Here is a 19803-nt window from a genome sequence, read left to right on the forward strand (position 1 = left end):
TATAACTTACGATCATGTGATAGGTGTCCGCCCAAATTTATCCGCCACTATTATATGAGTCGTCTTATGTTATATTGAATTCAATCCCTTGTTAAGTTTTCTTACCAAAGAAATCAGTACTTCCTTTTCATGAATGTCGAAAGTGGACATGATTTTTTGCATGTAACTGTTGTGTACGGGAAGGAAGGATTGAATCAATGCACAGGCCTTATTCGTGAGACAGACTCGAAATACTCTTTTATCGGAAGGGTCATTTTTGCGAACCACCAGGTCTTCTTTTTCCAATCGCCCTATTAGACCAGTGATGTTAGCTCTGGAAACCAGCATTTTATTGCCTAGTTCTGACTGGATTAGTCCACGATCACCTGTCATATACAGATGAATTAAGGCGTTGAACTTTACCCAAGAAAGCCCAAACCGGGAAAAGTGCACCTCAAAGACATCCTCCAGAGTACTATGGAGTAGCGCCAGTTCATATATCGCTTGGCTTGCAAGGTAACCATCTGATGCGCCTTGACTTTCTTTAATCTTTCGAACCCCCCAATTGTTAATATATTAACAATATAATTGTATTGACAGAAAAAGTCAACACCATTATTTGAATTTTCCTAAATCAAAAGTTGTTAAACGATTTGTTATCTTTTTCACCAAATAAAAATAGCCTTCATCCCCCTATAGAGGATTCCGGCTAAAAAGGCCTAATTTATTGATTGAGTTTCATAAGTGTTTCAATTGCTTTGTTCAATACTTCTTGACGTTCCTCGCCTTGGTCAATCGCCTCAATTAAACAGCCATTTGCATAACGTTGAGCGACAAGAACAGATACTTTATGCACAGCTGAACGGATAGCGACAAGCTGCAATAATATTTCCTCACAGCTCTTTTCTTCCTCCATCATGCGTTCAACCCCTGCAATATGGCCACGCACGGTTTTAAGTCTTGTCATTATCTTCTTTGTTTCAGCCGGGTCGACATCTTTCACAAGGGTTATCTCCCATCTCATCATGATTAAAACCATCGCATATACCCAACGAGGGTACTCAAATTCATCTAATACCTTTGAGCATTGGGTATCTCAGCGAGGTAGCTTAATTATGGTAAAGTGTAATGTATTTTTGATAACTTTTCAAGACGCGATCTACATAATCCCTTGTTTCTTTGAACGGAATATCTTGTTGGCGTATATTCTTGGGATCAATTTGACCAGTTTCAATCCATTCTTGCACATGTCCTCTACCACCGTTATAGGCAGCGATCACTAACGTGGTGTTATTAGAAAACACTTTCTGGAGACTAGCGAGATACCATGTTCCGTATTGAATATTCTTCTCCGGACTAAGTAAATCATTGTCACTATAAGTTTTGTCTCCAATACTTTCAGAGATTGATTTCGCCGTACTAGGCATCAACTGCATTAACCCTATTGCGCCTTTATGCGATTCCGACTGTGGAAGGAACTTGCTTTCTTCTCTAATTACTGCAACAACAAATAAAGGATCAACTCCATACTGTACGGCATACTTTTCTATGATGTCGCGATGCGGATATGGATAAATAATTTTCTCCAAAACCGGAATTTGCATTATACAATAAGCCGTAAGGATGGCGAGTAAAATAAGCATACAGATTTTCCGACCACTCGTCCGACGTTGCAGTCTCTTTTTATCCATCCCATCTCCTCTTCTCGATCTGGCTTGGTACTTACTTAAGTGTATTTACCTAGTATCATCTATTATGAATTTCTGAACTTTTGCCTCATTAGTAATTCCTTCCATGCTGCTTTAAGTTGGGATACTGTGTCCAATTTGCTCCCTGAGTTATCAATAACCACATTCGCTCGCTTTCGCTTTTCATCCAAAGACCCTTGTGCAGCCAGACGGGCCTCTACCTCACTACGGCTCAGCTTGTCCCGCTTAAGAACACGCAAAATCTGAAGTTCCCGGGGTACCCACACAACCCAAACTTCGTCAACAAACTGTTCAAACCCTGTTTCAAAAAGCAAAGGTACATCCCACACGCAAAATTCAGCTCCGGCATCTCGAAGCGCTGCTCGTTCATCCTTCATGCTTTTCAGTACGTTTGGATGCACGATGCGCTCTAGGCGCTTTCGTGCATCTTCGTCACAGAAAACCCGTTGACCTAATCTTGGGCGATTAATTTGCCCATCTATACCTAGGATCTCAGACCCAAATTCATGAATCAGCTTTGAGATGGTTGACAAATCCGATTGCAACAAATGGTGAACCCTTTTATCGGCATCAAGCACCGGAACTCCCTGCTTTCTTAACCACTCAGCTACCGTCGATTTTCCACTCCCAATTCCACCCGTAAGTCCGATGGTCAACACATGCATCACCTCAGATCAATTTGCCCAATCCGATCAAGATTAACACCGTACCCGGCAAATATTCCGCTTTGGCAGTCCAGTTTTCCGGGATCTTTCCGGCCATCTGCTGACCTAAGCGTAACATTATAATTTGGGTCAAAGCCACGATTCCGATAACAGATAGCGTCATTCCTGCCATTGCGGCCCCAATTCCGCTGGCAAAAGCATCCATTGCCAACGCACTCCCTAACAAAAGACTTTCTCGAAGACTAATTCCTCCTGAGCCATCAACATCTGCTATATGAGGTGTTCTTAACACCTGGATCACTAATCCCAAAAAATTCAATTGAACTTTGAAAACGGGCTTCGGTACGTTTATTGGATGGACTGCAGCGATTGCCGGAACAGCTTGCGGAAATGTCTCCTGTTTACTGTTCCATATCGCTCTGGCCAATTGAAAAATTCCCAGGGACAGTAAAATAGAAGCTCCCAATGAACGCGCCGGAATAAACCTGAGCCATAATGTCACCCAACTGCCAAAAAGCATAGATATACCCATTGCAAATACTGTACACAGCGCAATGACCATAAGAGAACTCAAAGGTAAGCGAATACGGCGCAATCCGTAAGCCAACCCGACACCCAATCCATCCAAACTTAAAGCCACTGCCATCAGCAAAGCTACCCCCATATATGTATCCCCCCACCTTGCAACTTCAGGATAATATATGGGTTACTATGCTATTTGGTGAAACTAATCACTTCCAGTTATCCATTCTTCCAAGACACTATCTCGGCGTTTCTTTACCTTTTCACACTCTTCATGAAGCTTCATAGCTAATTCATAATTTGTATCCGCTAAAGCTAGATCTGATTCTAACGTTTGAAGTAACGCCTCTAACTCTTCAATTTCTATTTCAAGTTGCTTCATTCGCTTTTTCTCTCGAGCCACATTGCGCGTTTCTTGCTGATCTTGATAACTCGACTTGGAACTCCGCTCGATTGGAGCAGCCACTATTTCCTCTTGCTGTTTATACTCCTTGAATCCAGTGTAATCTCCTTCATAAAGTAACAAACCCTGAGTTGTAAGTTCAGCAATTTTATTGACAATTTTGTCCAAGAAATAGCGGTCATGGGAAACAACCAGCACTGTCCCATCATACTCTTGAAGTGCTTCTTCAAGTACTCCACGAGTTTCCGCATCAAGATGATTTGTTGGTTCATCTAACAATAACAGGTTTCCTTGTTCTAGAAAAAGTTTACATAAAGCCAGCCGACTCTTTTCACCCCCACTTAATACAGAAACGGGCTTAAAAACATCATCTTTCCTAAAGCCATAGCGAGCGAGGAGACTTCTGATTTCCGGGTCCTTTAACATCGAAACACCCCGGATTTCGTCCATCACTGTACCCGATCTGCCCAGATTCTCATGCTCTTGGGAGTAGTACGCAACCTTCACATTAGCTCCTAAGCGTATCGTTCCCATAAAAGGGGTTTGCTGGAGAATCGCCTTTAACATCGAGGTCTTGCCAATGCCGTTTTTACCCAATAAGGCAACTCTGTCGCCTCGTCTTAAATCCAATTTTACGTTAGAAAATAGTGTTCGTGCCCCGTAGGAAATTGATAGATTCTCTATTAAAAGGACTCGGTCTCCACTTCGACCTCCACTTCCCAATGAAATAGCAAGTCCGTGGTCTACTTTTGTGACCTGAATCGGTTTAAGCTTCTGCAGCTGACTTTCCCGTCCGCGGGCCTGTTTCGAATTGACACCGGCCTTGTTTCTTCGCACATACTCCTCAAGTTTGGCAATTTTATTTGCTAATCGCTCTGCTTCGCGGCTAATAGTTATGTGCTCCAAAACACGCTGAAGTTCGTATTCAGAATAATTTCCGCTATACCCTTTTAGTCCACCATTTTCCAGACAAAAAACTTTTGACACAGTGCGATCCAAAAAGTAGCGATCATGTGAAACAATGAGCAAGGCCCCTGGATAATCACGCAAATACCCTTCTAGCCACTCCAGAGCTGCGATATCCAAATGATTGGTAGGCTCATCCAAAATTAAGAGTTCGGGCGCTCGTAACAGAAGCTTACATAAAGCTAGCCTGGTCTTCTGCCCACCACTCAAAGTGGTGATCAATGAATTCATCTCTGCTTCCAGCCCAAGTCCGGCCAAAATTCTTCGTACTAAGGCCTCTAAAGCATACCCGCCCTGGCGTTCAAATAATTCTGTCAAAGCAGCATATTGTTCCATGACTTTCTCACTATCGGTGAGAGCCATCTTTCCTTCTAACTCACGTAACTGCTCCTGTAATTGTAACAAATCTGCCCGTTCTTGAAGGACACACTCAAAAACGCTCCCCTCATCCTCAATGATAGGCGTCTGGGGCAGGTATCCGTAGGAGCCAAGAATTTGCACTTCGCCGCTTTCTAAACGTATGTCACCTAAGCAAGCACGGATTAAGGTGGTTTTCCCTGTCCCATTTGGGCCGACCAAGGCCGCCTTTTCCCCGCTTTCCAGAGCAAAATTGACCCGTCGAAAAAGCGGATCACCCGAAATATCAACGCCGCAATCTCGGCAAAATAATACACTCATTTTTCAAGCTGGCCCCTTTATTTTACTAGTCAGAATCCCCTGCCGCTGAGCGGCACAAAGTATAACTTTTTTGTTCCATACTATCTGGAAGTCACTTATAGATAGTAAGAAGTTTCTTATCTCAAAAGTTTAAAAAGCAACGTAATCTTTCGCATTTTACTATATCATACCCAATGCTATCAAACAAACGATTGTGCCGCATTCTGTGACTGTATTATAACTGACGTTCAAGATTCTCTAATTTTTTCTACAACAAAACGCAACAAACATTTTTATTCTGCGGTTTATTTCATGTTTTTAGCTAAATATCAACTATTTACTTCTTATTTAGATCTATGTTTTTTCCTCATCCAAATTTAAAATTCATATTATATGCACTAATTTAAAATTATATTATATTTTAAGGTGAAAATAGGTTTATAAGTTTCTTTACGCAATTACCTATTGATAAATAAGAGTAATATTGTTATATTTCTATTTATCCCTACGAAATAAACTTATTTTCTTTAGGAAAACACTTTATAAAATTAAAAAATATGAGGGGGAAATCAGTAAATGAGAACATCTACCCTAGAGCCTTTTCACTTAACTTATCTTCTAAGAAAATACTTTCCAGAGTTTGTCTTATGAGAGATCTAGCCGAAGTTTATACGTTCGATCCCCATGACGATTAAAGCGGTTTCTTAACCAAACCAATGTCAGAGATCTTTGAATTCACAACGATATTCACTTCAGCTTTTGGGAATTCCTCTGTCCAATTATCTTTTATTTTTTGCCATTCCTGTGGAAATTTTCGGCTTAACTCAGTCCCAAATCCTAAAATATCTGTACCGTATTTGTCTTGGGCTTTGTCAACAATGTTCCTGATCTCTTTTTCTATCACCTCATTCTGACTCTTCTTTAACTTCATAAGCTCTTCAGGATTGCCCAAATCTGTGAGACACTCCTGCTCAGCCAAACGAGACACTACATTTACAGTAATTGTAAAATTAAATTTGCCCTCGCTAATATCCGGTTCAATTTTTCCTTTAGCCTTCTTAATTTCCATGGAAATTTTTTTAGTTTCCTCACCCGGACAGGGAAAGGTAATTATCCCCGCATTAACTTTATCTTTGACCCATAAATAGCCTCTCGTTTCTAGGGGATCCAACCTTCCAATAAGCTTGTCTCTCCGGAAGACAGCAGCACCGTTGAGAAGCAAAGTTTTTTTGGGATTACTGGGGTCTAGTTCAATGTTACTGAGGACAGCCCCCGGCGAATCGTAAGCTAGTTGCTTCATGGTATCCAGTAGGTTAGTAGCTACTGTTTTTGAAGATGCTCCAAAATCTGTAAGCATCATATCAAGCTGTTTAGCCGACAGACTCTCGAGAGTGGACTGGGCTTCAAGGATATCGGCCGCTTGTCCCGGAGTGACTAATATCCAAGTAAGCGGACGCATTTCAGCGTCCCGGTTGAAAAGATCAAGCTCCGGAAGAATTCCCTCCCTAGCTATGTCATTACCGAGTATAATAGCCGTATTATGTGGATAATACAATTTGCGCCCAGCCTTCAAGATAAGATTTCTTATGGCATCAAAGACGGTATCTCCAGTGCCACTCATAATAATACTGGACTTCTCGCCTCCAGAACTACCTCCATTACTCGATGCCTGAGAATCAGAGGTACGTGCGATTTGAACAGAAAATTTGATTTGATTATTTTCTCCCTTGTCAATAGCAATCAGCGTAACTATTGCCCGTCCTTCTAATTCCTTGCGGTCCCAACAACCGCTTATCAACAAAGGAATCACTAAGATTAATAATGTATAGATTACCCTTTTTCCCTTTCGCATAGGTCTAACCTCATTTTTTCTTAGGCGATGGCCTGCTTGAACGTCCTCGAATTGAATTCCACGCAGCTAAAATCCGGGGACGAGTATTTAAAGCCCAAGTTGGAGCCTTAATTAGAACATCCTGTAAATCGTTAAGATTTCCTGGAGCCAGAGGGGCCATGTAGGGAACGCCAAACGAGCGTAGTTTTACTAAATGAATGAGGAGGATTATACTTCCCATTAGGATGCCGAATATGCCTAGAAACGTAGCCCAAGTCATGAGAAAGAGGCGACTAAGTGGAATAGCATCCCCTAAAGATGGGATGACAAAACTCGCGATACCGGTTAAGGCTACAAAGATAATCACTGTATCACTGACCAAATTCGCCTTTGATGCAGCTTCACCAATGACTAAGCCCCCGACAATACTAACCGCTTGCCCGATCGGACGAGGCATGCGAATTCCAGCCTCTCGTAATATTTCAAAGATCATTCCCATCAGAAAAACTTCCACGTAGGCAGGGAAAGGTATCCCTTCTCTAGCTTTGGCCATGCTGACTAACAAGGGGGTCGGAATTAAGTCTGGATGAAAACTCTGGATAGCAATATATATCGCCGGAAGAAAAAGAGCAAACATTAGAGAAGCAATCCTAATCCAGCGAACAATAGTCACATAATATGGTCGAGCATAATAATCCTCTGAACTTTGCAAAGCTTCGACCAAGATATAAGGAACTGTCAATGCAATAGGCGTGCCATCGACTAATATGCCAATGCGCCCTTCTAGTAGCTTCGCAGCTAGAATATCTGGTTTTTCCGTATTGCCTACCGTGGGAAAGATTGAAACTGGTGCATCCTCAATCAATTGTTCAATATATCCGCTTTCCAAAATTCCGTCGACATCGATTCTTTGCAGACGGGCTCGGACTTCATTTACTAATTTTTCGTTGACAACTCCATTTAAATAGGCAAAGCAGACTTTGGTTCTCGTTCGAGTTCCCAAATTTAATTGTTCTAAAATAAGGTTTTCATTAATTATTTTTCGCCGTAATAGAGAGAGATTGGTCCCCAAACTTTCATTAAACCCTTCCCGAGGTCCCCGCACAACAGATTCGGTCGCTGGCTCTTGGATGACACGACTATCGAACCCAATACTATCGAAAATCAAAGCTGAATTAAAACCGTCCAGGAGTAAAGCAGAATTTCCTCTTAATATGTTGTCAGTAATATCTTGAAGCTGGCTAAATTCCTGCACTCTGTTATTGGGCACCGCATAATCCCTTATAAACGAAAGCAAATCATGTTGATTAAGCTCTTTCCATAGTTCTTCCCTTTCGTGATCAAACATTAAGGGTTTCAAGATCGTTGCATTTATTGATTCAGGATTAACCAGACCGTCGATATAGATTAGTGCCGCGCTCTTATTTGGGTCAAAACCAACCTTAAATTCACGAAAAACAATATCTACACTGTTCTGAAACCGCTCTTTCAGAACAGTAAGGTTTGTTGTTAAAAGCGAAGTGAGTAAATTCATTTCGGCTTCAGGTTCATTAGAGGGAGGACGGCTAGCGTTCTCTGTTTCCGGTTGACCGCAAGCCGGCAATTTTTTCAGTTTCCTTAGCTTTCTAAGTCTCTTTAACAATATAGCGCCCCCCCCTTTCCTAAAATTCAGGTCTTCTTTATTCCGTGACGAATTAAGCTGACAATAAGCAACATAATGATCAGGAAGACTTCGATAAATAGCGCCAAGTAAGGAAAAATTGTCTCCGTAAACTGATGCCTTTCCGCAATATTGTTAAATACGAACTTCGATAGAATGAGCATGATAACTCCGAAATAGGGCGTCAAAGTCTGATACCTTTGTATTTTGAAAATCTGGGCCAATCCTAGAACGCTTGAATAATAGAATATGACTAGGCCTACAAAGGCACCGGCAATCTGAAATATAATGACTAAAGTTTCAATGCGCTCAAAAAAGTTACCAACTTTTATGATCTGAGCTAGGCGAAACACTGGATATATTTGTTGGCTGCTATAACTTGTACCGAAAATAGTGATCAGGGATATCAATGTCATAATGGACAGAACAGTCACACTCCCGATAGCAATCCATTTTGCTTTAAGACTCTCTTTAGGCTTGTTATGATAAGCCATAAATATCCCCATGACGATGCAGACTCCATACATACTAATGGGTAGAAGGCTATACTTAAGTAGTTGCCAGATGCTATGTTGAAAAATTGGTCGTAAATTTTCTAGTTCAACCCGATTCAAGCTAAATGTCAAAATGATCAGCAATGGAATCAGTATGAGTGGAGCTACGATTTCGCTCAACCTGGCAATGACCTCTAAACCGGCATTGACCGCATAGAAACTCACCAAAAGCAAAATAAAATTGATAAATAGTTCTGGAGTTTCTGTCAAGAGTACTGTAAACACAAATTCACTGACAATTTTTAAGGTTACCAGTAACATATACCCGAAAAACAGGACAAATAACAGGCCTATAATCTTGCCCAGCCATGGCCCCAGAACTGTCTCGCTGTATTCGAACATCGTTTGCTGAGGATACCTCATACCGAGGATAAAATAAACTATTGCAAGCAGAGCATCGACCACAAACGTTATAAGCATTACTTGCCAAACGTCTTGTTTACTCTGTTCAATCAATATCCGAGGCAAACCAAACATAAGTGAACTTAACAAAAGGGAAAAGAGCATGCAGGTAAATTGTCTGGTTGATATTTTTACTTTTTCCAATATTTTTATCTCCCATATTCATCAAGACCTAAAAGTTATTGTAACCTTTCTGGATTTTTCTATGTAGGTCTGCCATTCAAGACCGCACCTTACCAGGAATATTCTAATTCATTGCTCGTTAATACCCCAGAACTAATCCATAAAAAAAAGGCCCCTCCAACAAGTTAGAGACGACCTAGTGTAAATTTATTGAAGTTACTCTTCGCAAAATGTGCAAACATATTCCTCGTATTCCACACCCGACTAATAGAGATATTAATATTTCAAAGTTTGGAGATTTGAAACGCTATTGTGATAAAAATAGTTGGGTGATGATTCGGAATTCTGACCACTGGTATTATGAAAAAGTATTAAATATTCAATTGAAGAAGTTCTGATCCTTGATTCATTATGAAAAACAGCCCTCTTTAAAAGAGAGCTGAGCAAGAAACTATTTGCAGATCATTTGTGGACCATCCTTGAACTATCCATTCGTATTCCCCATAAAGCTGTCATCAAGCACAGTAGCGTGTCTACCTCTGGCACCTTGAACAATAAACTGTCGTCCGTCCGGCCAGACGTATTCGTTCTAACGTCTGCCCGCAAACATAGCATTGTTCGCCGCCCCTTCCATACACTTGCAGCGCCTGTTCGAATAATCCTTTTTCCCCATTTGCATCTCGATAATCTCGAAACGATGTACCTCGAGCATCAATTCCTGCTTGGAGCACCTTTTGGATTGCGTGATGTAATTTTACTATTTCTTCATCAGATAGTGTATCTACTCGGCGTTCCGGAGATAAACCTGCCAAAAACAGAGATTCATCCACATAGATATTCCCCATTCCCGCGAGGACGCTCTGGTCAAGTAACGCCGCTTTTAAAAAGACCTTCTTCTTCCCGAAACGTTCTTTGAGCACGGCAGGAGTGAAACCTTCGACCAAGGGCTCTGGACCAAGCTTCTGCAAAGAAGATTTACAAATGCATAGTGGCGTGGGTATCGCTTGAATTCGTCCAAATTTACGAGTGTCAGAAAAGTGCAGCTCTCCGTGTTCTAGTCGAAAAACTACGTGTGTGTGCTTTTCTGGTTCCTTCTTTTCTGCGAAATAATTCAAACGTCCGGTCATCCGCATATGAGCAATTAACGTCAAATCCTCATCTAACATAATCAGCAGATATTTGCCTCGTCGTTCAATTGTTTGAATTCGTCGACCAGTGACTAAACCTTCAAAGGTCTTGTCCTCCCAACCAACGACAGCAGAGGGCCAAATGAGAGTAATTTCCTTAATTTTTAAGTCTTTAACATGTTTGACTAATGTCCGACGAATTGTTTCAACTTCAGGAAGTTCTGGCATATATCCTCCTTAATCCTTCGGTTTAAACGGCTGCATATCATACCAATTTGGTCCGACTTTACATTCCACCGTCAGGGGCACAGAAAGGGGCCAAGCGTTTTCCATTTTATCGATCAACATGCGTGCTACGTCCTCTAAATCTTCAGGAGCCACTTGGAGCAAAAGCTCATCATGAACTTGGAGCAACATAGCCGCTCGAAAGGGTTTCAATCCTTCAGCGACATTAATCATGGCTAATTTCATAATATCGGCCGCGGTCCCTTGCACCGGTGTATTCATGGCAATGCGTTCTCCAAACTGGCGTTGGACTCGATTAGAGTGCAGCAACTCTGGAATACGTCGCAAGCGATTTAACAACGTTCGGACCTCTCCCTCTTTTTTAGCCTGCATTACAACATTTTCGAGATAACGTTTAACTCCACTATAGCGCTTAAAATACTGCTCGATGTAAAATTTAGATTCTTTCCGCGGAATCCCTAAATCCCTCGACAGACCAAACTCCGTTAACCCGTACACCAAACCAAAATTAACTGCCTTAGCACTCCGGCGCATGTTCGGAGTGACTGCTTCAAGCGAGATACCAAAGACTTCCGCGGCCGTTCGAGTGTGAACATCCTGTCCCAGGGCAAAGGATTCACAGAGTAGAGGATCTTGAGAGTAGTGGGCTAAAATCCGCAGCTCAATTTGGGAGTAATCAGCCGAGAGGAGCACCCAACCTGGTTCCGTGGAATGAAAGACTTTCCTCAACTGCCGACCCTGCTCAAGTCGAATGGGTATATTTTGTAAATTAGGTTCTGTGCTTGACAAACGACCCGTTGCCGTCACAGTTTGCTGAAATGTCGTATGAATTCGACCATCCTTTATTTGAGCGAGCAACCCATTCACATAGGTGGACATCAGTTTATTCAATTGCCGATAGTCGAGAATCTTCTCTACAATTGGGTGAGCGGAACGCAGTTCCTCTAACGTCTCAGCATCAGTAGAATATCCCGTTTTAGTTTTCTTAGCTGTAGGAAGACCTAGTTTTTCAAAAAGAATCGTTCCCAACTGCTTAGGCGAATTTATGTTAAAGGTGTTCTCCGCTAAAGCCCATATGTCTTGCTCCAGCTGTTTTAAGGTTATGCTTATCCCATCACCGAAACTAGTCAACTGTTCTGCATCAACTGCAATTCCATGACGTTCCACTTGCGCAAGTACCAGACTTAACGGTTCTTCAATCTCATGGAGCAAAGTCATAAGTCCCAGCACAGAAATTTCTTCATTAAATTTGGGCGCAACTTGGGCTAAAGCAGCAGCTTCCTCTGCAATACACTGGAACACCTTTTGTTTCGGCACGTATTCTTTGACTAAATCCAGCGGGGCAAATTTAGTCCGCGTGGATTGAATCAAGTAGGATGCCAAGCTCAGATCCAAGCTTACGCGTTTTAAGGAGATGCCTTCACTGTCCAACAACAAAGCCACTGTTTTACTATCCGCCAAGGTTTTGGGAACCTGATCATTGCCCAACAGATCTAACCACGCCTTGATAACGCTTGGGCATGCTTCCTTACGTGTCAACGTGAAAACCTCACCCTGAGTAGCTACTCCCCATTCCAGCCAGCGGCCACCTTGTAAACCCGTTCCTTCATAACGGCAGGCTATAGTGAGTGAGACTTTCTCTGCTTGCCACGTTTCAATCTGGACCAGCCAAGCCTCTTCTGAAAGCGTGCGTTCTGGCCAATCTTCTAACAACTCATCAAGATTTTCTTCCAGCGATTCTTCATCATCTTGATGACGCTCTTGCCATAGACGAGTCACACTCTTCAGATCATACTTTTGAAAAACTGGCAACGCTTTTGTCGCTTGTGAGCGGCGATAAACAAAATCATTTATAGAAAACTCCAACGGAACTTCGCTCAACATCGTAGCTAATTTTTTACTCAGCAGGGCCTGATCTGCAAAATCTTTCAAATTACTTTGCAGTTTTTTCCCAGAGACTTTATCCGCGTTCGCTAGTACGCCTTCAACCGTTTCAAACTCCCAGAGCAATTTCAGTGCAGTTTTCTCACCAATACCGGGAACCCCAGGTATATTGTCCGAGGTGTCTCCCATAAGCCCTTTAAGATCGATGATTTGGTAAGGACGCAACTGGTAACGTTCCCATAAGGCATGCTCATCATAACATTCAACGTCACTGATCCCTTTTTTGGTCAAATATATATTTGTCTTGGGAGATATAAGTTGAAGAGCATCTCTGTCTCCCGTGTAGATCCGAATCTCCATCCCTTGTGTTTCAGCTTGTTTAGTAATTGCGGCAATAAGATCATCCGCTTCATAACCAGCCAATTCGAGCACGGGCACGTCTAATTCCGTTAAGACTTCTTTAAGGTAATCAAACTGAGGTCGTAATCCCTCTGGGGTTTCTTTCCGCTGTGCTTTATACCCGGCATACTGTTCGATCCGTACCGTTGCTTTGGTTTTATCGAAAGCTACCACCCAAGAATCTGGATGTTGTTCTTGCTCTAATCTAAAAAGCATGGTCAAAAAACCATGTAATACATTTGTTGGACGCCCATCGGCCGTGGTCAACGGCGGCAAAGCATAAAAGGCGCGATTCGCAAGGCTGTTTCCGTCTAAAATCACCATCCGTGGCATCGTAAAAACCCCCCAATCTTTCGCGTTTTACTATATCATACCCACTGCCTACTAACAAACGATTACGTTCAATTCCCAGGGGTATCCGATAAATATCAGCCATTCCCTCGTTAATATTCTAATGTTAGTGAAAATTGTCTGATGAATAATAACTTAGGAACAACAAGGCTAGAAGAATCATAAATAGACGAAACTAAATTTCCGCTTGGAAGGAATTGTAAATTGAAATGTTGAATTATTAATTACAATTTCTTTAGGGGGAGGCTGAATAAATGAAAGACTGTACTTTGATTGCGAGCTCACTTAATGAAGAAGGAGGACTTTGGTTAGCAGAAATACTTGAGGTTGAGGGCTGCACAACCCAAGGGAAGGATCTTCTCGAGGTGATCCAAAAAGCAGCGGAATTAAGAGAAGCAATTGATAAAATTAATGAACTGCAATTTATAGAAGAGGACGAAACAACGGATGAACAAAAGAGCAGCAGCAACGATGTTGTAGGTTTCTTCCTATCACATAAGAAAAAAGCAAATGGCTCGATCTGTTCAGATATAAGTGAAGTGTTAGGAATTATCGAGAAATTTGATATTCCTGAAGACCGTGGGACTAAGGCGTTTCGAAGACACCTGGGAATTATGCTGACTCATTTATCTCCTGCAATTCCTACTCTCAGTATAGGCCCCTGGACTATACAGTCAAAATCCATGAAAAGTGAACTGGGTAAAGCTCCTGAATGGGAGGGCTGGAAGGACAAACCGAAGGAAAAAAAGGAATCGGCTTAAACGGCGAATCTATCGTTACATATAACACTGCCAACACTCAAAAGCAACAAGTCAGAGCGTTTTAACTTAAAGCGCTCTGACTTGTTGCTTTTGCAACTCTCTTAGCTGCTTTCAAACGAGAAATGCCCTCTATTTGTCAAGCAGTCGCATCTTGCAGCAGATGAAATAATAACTTTAGTAATCATTACGATTGACTACCGGTCTAGAGATTGGTACAATTTGTGTGATACTACTCCAGTAGTTACGTATCGGGGGAGCGATTATTTTGTTAAGAAAGGAGCTCCGACATGGTTCGAGATTTAAGCGAGATCCTTCAACGCTTCGGATTTACTCAATACGAATCTAAAGCATATCAAGCACTTGTTAGAAGTGGTCCATCGAATGCCTCCTCCATAAGCAAAGTGTCCGGTATTCCCAGAGCTAGGATCTATGATACTTTAGAATCTTTGGTTGAACAGGGGATTGTGATGACTGAGGAAAATGCCGAAGGGGTGAAAACCTACACCTGTCTTCCGGTAAGCGTCTTTCTCGAAAGGATTCGCAATAGCTGGCTAACTGATTTCTCTTTTGCCGAAAAAGAATTAAAGGCGATTGAAAACCAAGGTGAAAAGCAGGATACTTACATTTCTACTTTGCGAGGAAAGGATAACATTTTGGCATTTTGCCGCATTCTAATTCGCAGGGCGAAAAATCAAATAATCCTTTCAGTCTGGGATACGATGTACAATGAACTACTGCCAGACCTCCAGCAAGCAGTGCATAACGGGCGTCGCCTACGTGGTATTACTTTTGAGGTTTTTCAACCACTTGAGGGGCTTTACAGTCATCGCCTTAACGATTACATGTCTTCGTTACGTTCAGAGAATTGGTTCATTCTTTCGATTGATAGTTGCGAACTACTATACGGCCATTCTGCAGAACGCGACAGTAATGCCTTTTATACTGATGATTCTGTTCATATCTATTTGCTTGAGGATTATATTTGGCATGACGTACTTGTTAACCGTCTTATAAAAGAACAAGGAAAACAACTTGATAATTGGATTTTGCCTGAGATGGAGGAATTTTTCGACCGAAAACTATTACCTCCTAGCTTTTGAAAAAAGGCAACTACCTTAAAATTATTAAGTGATGCCTTACTACTAGAAAAAGGAGCGCTCAAGATGTCCGATAAGCAGATTCGCTTACTAATGGTGCTGACTACCATTTTTTGGTCGGGCGCATTTATTACCGGCAAAATAGCCGTAGGAGAATTTCCTCCATTTGCCCTGACTTTCTTTCGTTTTCTCTTTGCTTTACCTTTGATTTTTATAATTTTATATGTTAGAGAACCCAAAAACCTTTTACCACGGGGCAGACAATGGTCTGCGCTGATCCTGCTTGGGATCGTCGGGACGTTTTGTTATCATGCCTTGTTTTTCACTTCACTAAAATATACCACAGCAATTAATTCATCACTTATCGGAGCTATGAATCCCATGGTTACAACAATTCTAGCTGCAGTGTTCTTTAGTGAACGCTTAACCCCCTGGAGGTTATTGGGTATTTTCCTATCTTTCAGTGGAGTCTTTCTGTTCATTACGAATGGAGATTTGCAGCTAATTTCCCAATTTGAATTTAACAAAGGAGACTTAATTATGCTGCTCGCGGTCTGCTGTTTTGCAGTCTATTCGCTACTCAGCCGCAGGTATATGAAGCAATATCTTCTATCACCGCTTATGGTCACTGCCTATACATTCTTGATCTGTGTTGTTATTTCGATTCCTTTCATGTTGTGGGAAAATCCTGCTACATATCTATCTTCAGCAACACTGAGCGGATGGCTCTCCATTTTGTATATGAGTGTGTTTGCTTCCGTATTAGGTTACCTTTTCCAGATGGTCGCCATTCAACGCATTGGCGCACCTCGCACAGCCATTTTTATTAACTTAGTGCCGATCTTTACGATTATCCAGTCTGTAACAATCTTAGGTGAGTCGATTACACTTATTAAGCTAATCGCTGCCGCCATTGTAATTACCGGCGTTTATTTAGCAACACGACCGGAATCGAGAGTAAAGTATGTAAGAGGTTCAAAGACTAGCCCCCTATAACCTAGGGCAGATATGCAACTTCAAAACAATCTAGAATTGCCCTACTCAGCGGTATTGACACTTAATATAGGGTCGCAGCTTAATGTTACCTGAATCTTAATTAAATTAAAATCTTGATTACTAAACCCCGAGTGCCCATGACACTCGGGGTTTAGCTATGTGCAAAAAACATATTTGCTTTGATCAAAACAATTAACCGTATTGTGCTATACATTGCACGCTCTCGATTAGCCTAGACAATGGCTTTCGTCCTCCATCCAATTTACTATTTACTTTGCTTCGCTTTGTAACGATTTTAAGAAGGTATTTTGAAAATCAACCATCCTAATCTTATAGGTTGTTTGGAAGGCTTCATCAGCATCCTGTTGGTTAGATTTTGCTGCGTCTAAGAAAGCGATAAACTTATCAGCACCGTATTGTTTGACCAGAGACTCAACTGCCATGAAATCTTCATATTCTACATTATAATTGGCATTTAAGATGTCTTGTTCCGTTGCCGTTAGAGGAAGTAATTGACCACTTGTAACTGCTTGTAGCACTCCTCTTTGCTCAGTTAACATTTCCAGTGAAGTTGCAAGAGAATCTAGCTGTTGTTCAGCCAATAAACCGTCGCGCCAGGCCGCTCCTTCGTTTATCCATGTAGGCAGCTTATCACCAGACCCTATTTGGTTAAAGGTAACGTGTGTCAATTCATGAGTCATTACATTGGCCAACTGTGAAATGTCCTTAAGATTATATAGCGGAATCCATATATTAGAACCAATTGTGATTCCGCCAGTATTAGCCGTGTAAGCAGCTATATCATCAGCTGGAATACCGGCCTGAATCAAAGCATTTCCATAAGTTTGAGGACTTGAAAATAGAATAATGTTCACAGCTTGGGTAGGAGTCGAACCAGCGTATTTGCTCAAAATTGACAGAGACGTCTGGTTAATGATCTTAACCGCTGATGAGAGTAGATTATTGGTCACTCTATTGTCCCCAGCTTTTAAGGTGATGTTTGAATCTGCTGACAATGAAAGGGTTGTTTGAGTATTTGGCAATTCCTTTCCATTTCGACGATGATCCGGCAGATATTTACTGGAACTAGGTACACGGTAAGGAGGTCGCACGTAAACGGACGGTTGATGTGTGTAAATTTGGGCACTTAGAGCGAGTCCAGCAATAATCGATAGCAACTCTCATCCACTCCTTAACCTAACTTCAAACTATTTCAGGTGTAATATTCGACATTAAAAAGAAGTCTCCTGTAGCTCTCCCTAAAGGTTAGCTAAGTTTCACAGAATCTTAACCGATTTTTCACGCTTAAACCTCAAGTGAAGGAAATTCTTTGAAAAACATTCAGCATTCTTTCAGCAAACTATCAATTTCTTTTCAGGTAAAAGAAGTATAATAGACCCTACCGAATACAAATTACCTTATTTTAGTAAATAATCTAGGCATTTTGCACATCTTGAGACCTAAAGCTTTTTGTCACAGGGAGGCTGATCATGAAGTTACTATTAATAGGAGCTGAGACAAAATTATCGAACGCACTTTGCAGAATATTATCAAAAGAAGGCTATGTCGTTGATGGTACTATGGATAGTGAAATTGGCCTAGAAATGGCATTATTCGGATCATATGATCTTCTTGTTTTGGATTGGCTTCTGCCAAATATCGATGGACTTTCAATCGTCAAAGAATTGCGTCTTCAAGGTATAACGATACCTATTTTATTGCTCTCAGCTAATAGTAAGTTAGAGGACAAAGTAGAAGGCTTGGATGCTGGCGCTGATGATTATCTTGTTAAGCCATTTTTCAACGAAGAGCTTCTAGCTAGATTAAGAGCTCTTTCCAGAAGAAAAAATAAAGAATTAGTCGACAATAACCTCATGGTTGCAGGTTTAATCTTAGACACATTAAAATGTAATGTATCTAAGGGCAGAGAATTAATTAATCTAAGTAGGAAAGAAACTTTATTACTTGAAACTCTAATGCGTAACTGTGGGAATGTTGTAACCAAGGAACGAATTTTCGAAAGACTCTGGGGTTCTTATTCACGCAATGAGTTTGCTAATGTCGATCTTTACATATACTATCTCCGGAGAAAAATAGGTGCTTCCTACATTAAGACAGTCCGTGGCGTGGGGTATTATTTAGAGAATAAATCCGGTGTATCGTAAATATGATTCTATGTGCCAAATGACTAGTAAAATCAAAGGTTCCATAATGCATTTGTTATGGAACCTTTGATTTTATTTTTGTACCGACTGCTTCGCCTCTATCGCTATCGTTGATAAGCCTTTCTAGCTGTTTCAAAGGTAGTCTGAATTGTATTTTCTTGGTCCTGGGTAATAAATCCCTTGGACACCAAACTGTCTAAGGGATTTGTCTTGGTGGTTGCACTTGATTCCGACTTTATCGCTGCTTCGAACGCATCTTTGATGGCATCTTCTTGCTCTTGCGTAATTGTTCCGTCAGACACTAAACTGTCCAATGGATCGGTCTTGGTAGTGTTGTTTGATTGCAATTTCATTGCTGATTCGAACACATCTTCAATGGCATCTTCTTGGTCTTGCGTAATTGTTCCGTCAGACACTAAACTGTCCAATGGATTGGTCTTGGTAGTGTTGTTTGATTGCAATTTCATTGCTGATTCGAAAGCATCTTGAATGGCATCTTCTTGGTCTTGCGTTATTGTTCCGTCAGACACTAAACTGTCCAATGGATTGGTCTTGGTAGTGTTGTTTGATTGCAATTTCATTGCTGATTCGAAAGCATCATGAATGGCATCTTCTTGGTCTTGCGTTATTGTTCCAGCAGATACCAAGTCATCCAAAGGGTTTGGCGGGGTGGGCCTTGACTGTGATGGCCTACTTGCCTGAAGAGTGCTTTTAACTGTATCTGCTTGGTCTTGAGTAATCGCTCCGCTTGAAACTAAACTGGTCAATGGATCGATCTTTGTTGTGCCCGTCGTATCCATTTGTGATTGCGTACTAAACTGCGCTTGCATAGTTGATTGAAGTGCGCTGGCAATCATATTTTCTTGGTCTTTGGTAATTGTTCCGTCAGACACCAAACTGTCTAAGGGATTGACCTTTGAATCCTTAGACGCTTGCAATGCTTCCGAGCTAAATTCAGCGCTATCCAGAGATGAGACAGTACTACTTTGTTTTTCGGCCGCTTGTTGGCGTAGCTTAGCTTTTAATTGAGCAGCCAAAATATCACTGAGACTTTGAGTACTGCTATTACTACTTATGGACGAAATGCTCATGAATATTCCCCTTTCTTACCTGAAAATATTTACTTTACAGTCCTTTTATCGATCGTAATTCTTGGTAATTTCTTTGATTTAAGTATTTAGCGCAGTATTTTCCATAAATAAAATGATAAAACTTGAGAAACGTACCACCTCACATTATAAAAGCAACGCTCAAACTTCCACGAGACAAAAGAATTATGCAAACTAAGAGATTTTAGGCTTCATTT

The 19803-nt window shown here is 41.3% G+C and carries 17 protein-coding genes; 4 read left to right on the forward strand and 13 right to left on the reverse strand.

The features are described 5' to 3' along the window. Positions 1–69: 69 nt before the first annotated feature. From DOT_RS22805 to polA, 11 genes are all read right to left on the reverse strand, one after another. Positions 70–432, reverse strand: a complete 363-nt coding sequence (locus DOT_RS22805; protein ID WP_040413317.1) for a MarR family transcriptional regulator — start codon at positions 430–432, stop codon at positions 70–72. A gap of 271 nt (positions 433–703) precedes the next feature. Next, positions 704–982 (reverse strand): metal-sensitive transcriptional regulator, encoded by a 279-nt coding sequence (locus tag DOT_RS22810; RefSeq protein ID WP_009623892.1) that lies wholly within the window; start codon positions 980–982, stop codon positions 704–706. A gap of 106 nt (positions 983–1088) precedes the next feature. Then, a complete protein-coding gene (locus DOT_RS22815; RefSeq protein WP_009623893.1) occupies positions 1089–1670 on the reverse strand; it encodes a lytic transglycosylase domain-containing protein in 582 nt (193 codons plus the stop codon). Positions 1671–1732: 62 nt separating this feature from the next. Then, positions 1733–2347, reverse strand: a complete 615-nt coding sequence (coaE, locus tag DOT_RS22820) for a dephospho-CoA kinase (RefSeq protein WP_009623894.1) — start codon at positions 2345–2347, stop codon at positions 1733–1735. 10 nt (positions 2348–2357) lie between these two features. After that, entirely contained in the window at positions 2358–3017 is a 660-nt protein-coding gene (ytaF, locus tag DOT_RS22825) for a sporulation membrane protein YtaF (protein WP_009623895.1), read from the reverse strand. Positions 3018–3080: 63 nt separating this feature from the next. Further along, positions 3081–4922, reverse strand: coding sequence for an ABC-F family ATP-binding cassette domain-containing protein (locus DOT_RS22830; protein WP_009623896.1), 1842 nt, complete (start codon positions 4920–4922; stop codon positions 3081–3083). Positions 4923–5592: 670 nt separating this feature from the next. Beyond that, positions 5593–6753, reverse strand: a complete 1161-nt coding sequence (locus DOT_RS22835) for a Ger(x)C family spore germination protein (RefSeq protein ID WP_009623897.1) — start codon at positions 6751–6753, stop codon at positions 5593–5595. 10 nt (positions 6754–6763) lie between these two features. Continuing rightward, the gene (locus DOT_RS22840) at positions 6764–8374 is read right to left on the reverse strand and encodes a spore germination protein (RefSeq protein WP_009623898.1); all 1611 of its coding nucleotides are present in this window, start codon (positions 8372–8374) and stop codon (positions 6764–6766) included. A gap of 26 nt (positions 8375–8400) precedes the next feature. Further along, the gene (locus DOT_RS22845; protein ID WP_040413322.1) at positions 8401–9492 is read right to left on the reverse strand and encodes an endospore germination permease; all 1092 of its coding nucleotides are present in this window, start codon (positions 9490–9492) and stop codon (positions 8401–8403) included. Between the two features lie 512 nt (positions 9493–10004). Next, positions 10005–10826, reverse strand: coding sequence for a bifunctional DNA-formamidopyrimidine glycosylase/DNA-(apurinic or apyrimidinic site) lyase (mutM, locus tag DOT_RS22850; RefSeq protein ID WP_009623902.1), 822 nt, complete (start codon positions 10824–10826; stop codon positions 10005–10007). Positions 10827–10835: 9 nt separating this feature from the next. Then, on the reverse strand, positions 10836–13460 hold the full coding sequence (gene polA / locus DOT_RS22855; RefSeq protein ID WP_009623903.1) for a DNA polymerase I: 2625 nt from the start codon (positions 13458–13460) through the stop codon (positions 10836–10838). 272 nt (positions 13461–13732) lie between these two features. Here polA and DOT_RS22860 point away from each other — a divergent pair, with 272 nt between their 5' ends. The 3 genes from DOT_RS22860 to DOT_RS22870 all read left to right on the forward strand — a co-directional run bounded on the left by DOT_RS22860 (position 13733) and on the right by DOT_RS22870 (position 16332). Then, on the forward strand, positions 13733–14239 hold the full coding sequence (locus tag DOT_RS22860; protein ID WP_009623904.1) for a hypothetical protein: 507 nt from the start codon (positions 13733–13735) through the stop codon (positions 14237–14239). 287 nt (positions 14240–14526) lie between these two features. Continuing rightward, positions 14527–15339 (forward strand): helix-turn-helix domain-containing protein, encoded by an 813-nt coding sequence (locus DOT_RS22865; protein WP_009623906.1) that lies wholly within the window; start codon positions 14527–14529, stop codon positions 15337–15339. 63 nt (positions 15340–15402) lie between these two features. Further along, positions 15403–16332, forward strand: coding sequence for a DMT family transporter (locus DOT_RS22870; protein ID WP_040413324.1), 930 nt, complete (start codon positions 15403–15405; stop codon positions 16330–16332). Positions 16333–16601: 269 nt separating this feature from the next. Here the strand turns inward: DOT_RS22870 and DOT_RS22875 are convergent, their stop codons facing one another. Next, positions 16602–17510 (reverse strand): peptidase MA family metallohydrolase, encoded by a 909-nt coding sequence (locus DOT_RS22875; RefSeq protein ID WP_009623908.1) that lies wholly within the window; start codon positions 17508–17510, stop codon positions 16602–16604. A gap of 312 nt (positions 17511–17822) precedes the next feature. On the opposite strand from DOT_RS22875, the gene DOT_RS22880 reads away from it, so the two are divergent. Beyond that, entirely contained in the window at positions 17823–18497 is a 675-nt protein-coding gene (locus tag DOT_RS22880) for a response regulator transcription factor (protein WP_009623909.1), read from the forward strand. 104 nt (positions 18498–18601) lie between these two features. Here the strand turns inward: DOT_RS22880 and DOT_RS28005 are convergent, their stop codons facing one another. Further along, complete coding sequence (locus DOT_RS28005; protein WP_009623910.1) at positions 18602–19588, reverse strand: hypothetical protein; 987 nt, start codon at positions 19586–19588, stop codon at positions 18602–18604. Positions 19589–19803: the final 215 nt, after the last annotated feature.

Source organism: Desulfosporosinus sp. OT (assembly GCF_000224515.1).
Lineage (GTDB): Bacteria > Bacillota > Desulfitobacteriia > Desulfitobacteriales > Desulfitobacteriaceae > Desulfosporosinus.

What these genes read in the sequence shown, in the direction of transcription:
- DOT_RS22880 (WP_009623909.1), top strand. Translation starts at nt 17,823, where the DNA reads ATGAAGTTACTATTAATAGGAGCTGAGACAAAATTATCGAACGCACTT.
- polA (WP_009623903.1), bottom strand. Translation starts at nt 13,460, where the DNA reads ATGCCACGGATGGTGATTTTAGACGGAAACAGCCTTGCGAATCGCGCC.
- DOT_RS22860 (WP_009623904.1), top strand. Translation starts at nt 13,733, where the DNA reads ATGAAAGACTGTACTTTGATTGCGAGCTCACTTAATGAAGAAGGAGGA.
- DOT_RS28005 (WP_009623910.1), bottom strand. Translation starts at nt 19,588, where the DNA reads ATGAGCATTTCGTCCATAAGTAGTAATAGCAGTACTCAAAGTCTCAGT.
- DOT_RS22815 (WP_009623893.1), bottom strand. Translation starts at nt 1,670, where the DNA reads ATGGATAAAAAGAGACTGCAACGTCGGACGAGTGGTCGGAAAATCTGT.
- ytaF (WP_009623895.1), bottom strand. Translation starts at nt 3,017, where the DNA reads ATGGGGGTAGCTTTGCTGATGGCAGTGGCTTTAAGTTTGGATGGATTG.
- DOT_RS22835 (WP_009623897.1), bottom strand. Translation starts at nt 6,753, where the DNA reads ATGCGAAAGGGAAAAAGGGTAATCTATACATTATTAATCTTAGTGATT.
- DOT_RS22870 (WP_040413324.1), top strand. Translation starts at nt 15,403, where the DNA reads ATGTCCGATAAGCAGATTCGCTTACTAATGGTGCTGACTACCATTTTT.
- DOT_RS22830 (WP_009623896.1), bottom strand. Translation starts at nt 4,922, where the DNA reads ATGAGTGTATTATTTTGCCGAGATTGCGGCGTTGATATTTCGGGTGAT.
- mutM (WP_009623902.1), bottom strand. Translation starts at nt 10,826, where the DNA reads ATGCCAGAACTTCCTGAAGTTGAAACAATTCGTCGGACATTAGTCAAA.
- DOT_RS22865 (WP_009623906.1), top strand. Translation starts at nt 14,527, where the DNA reads ATGGTTCGAGATTTAAGCGAGATCCTTCAACGCTTCGGATTTACTCAA.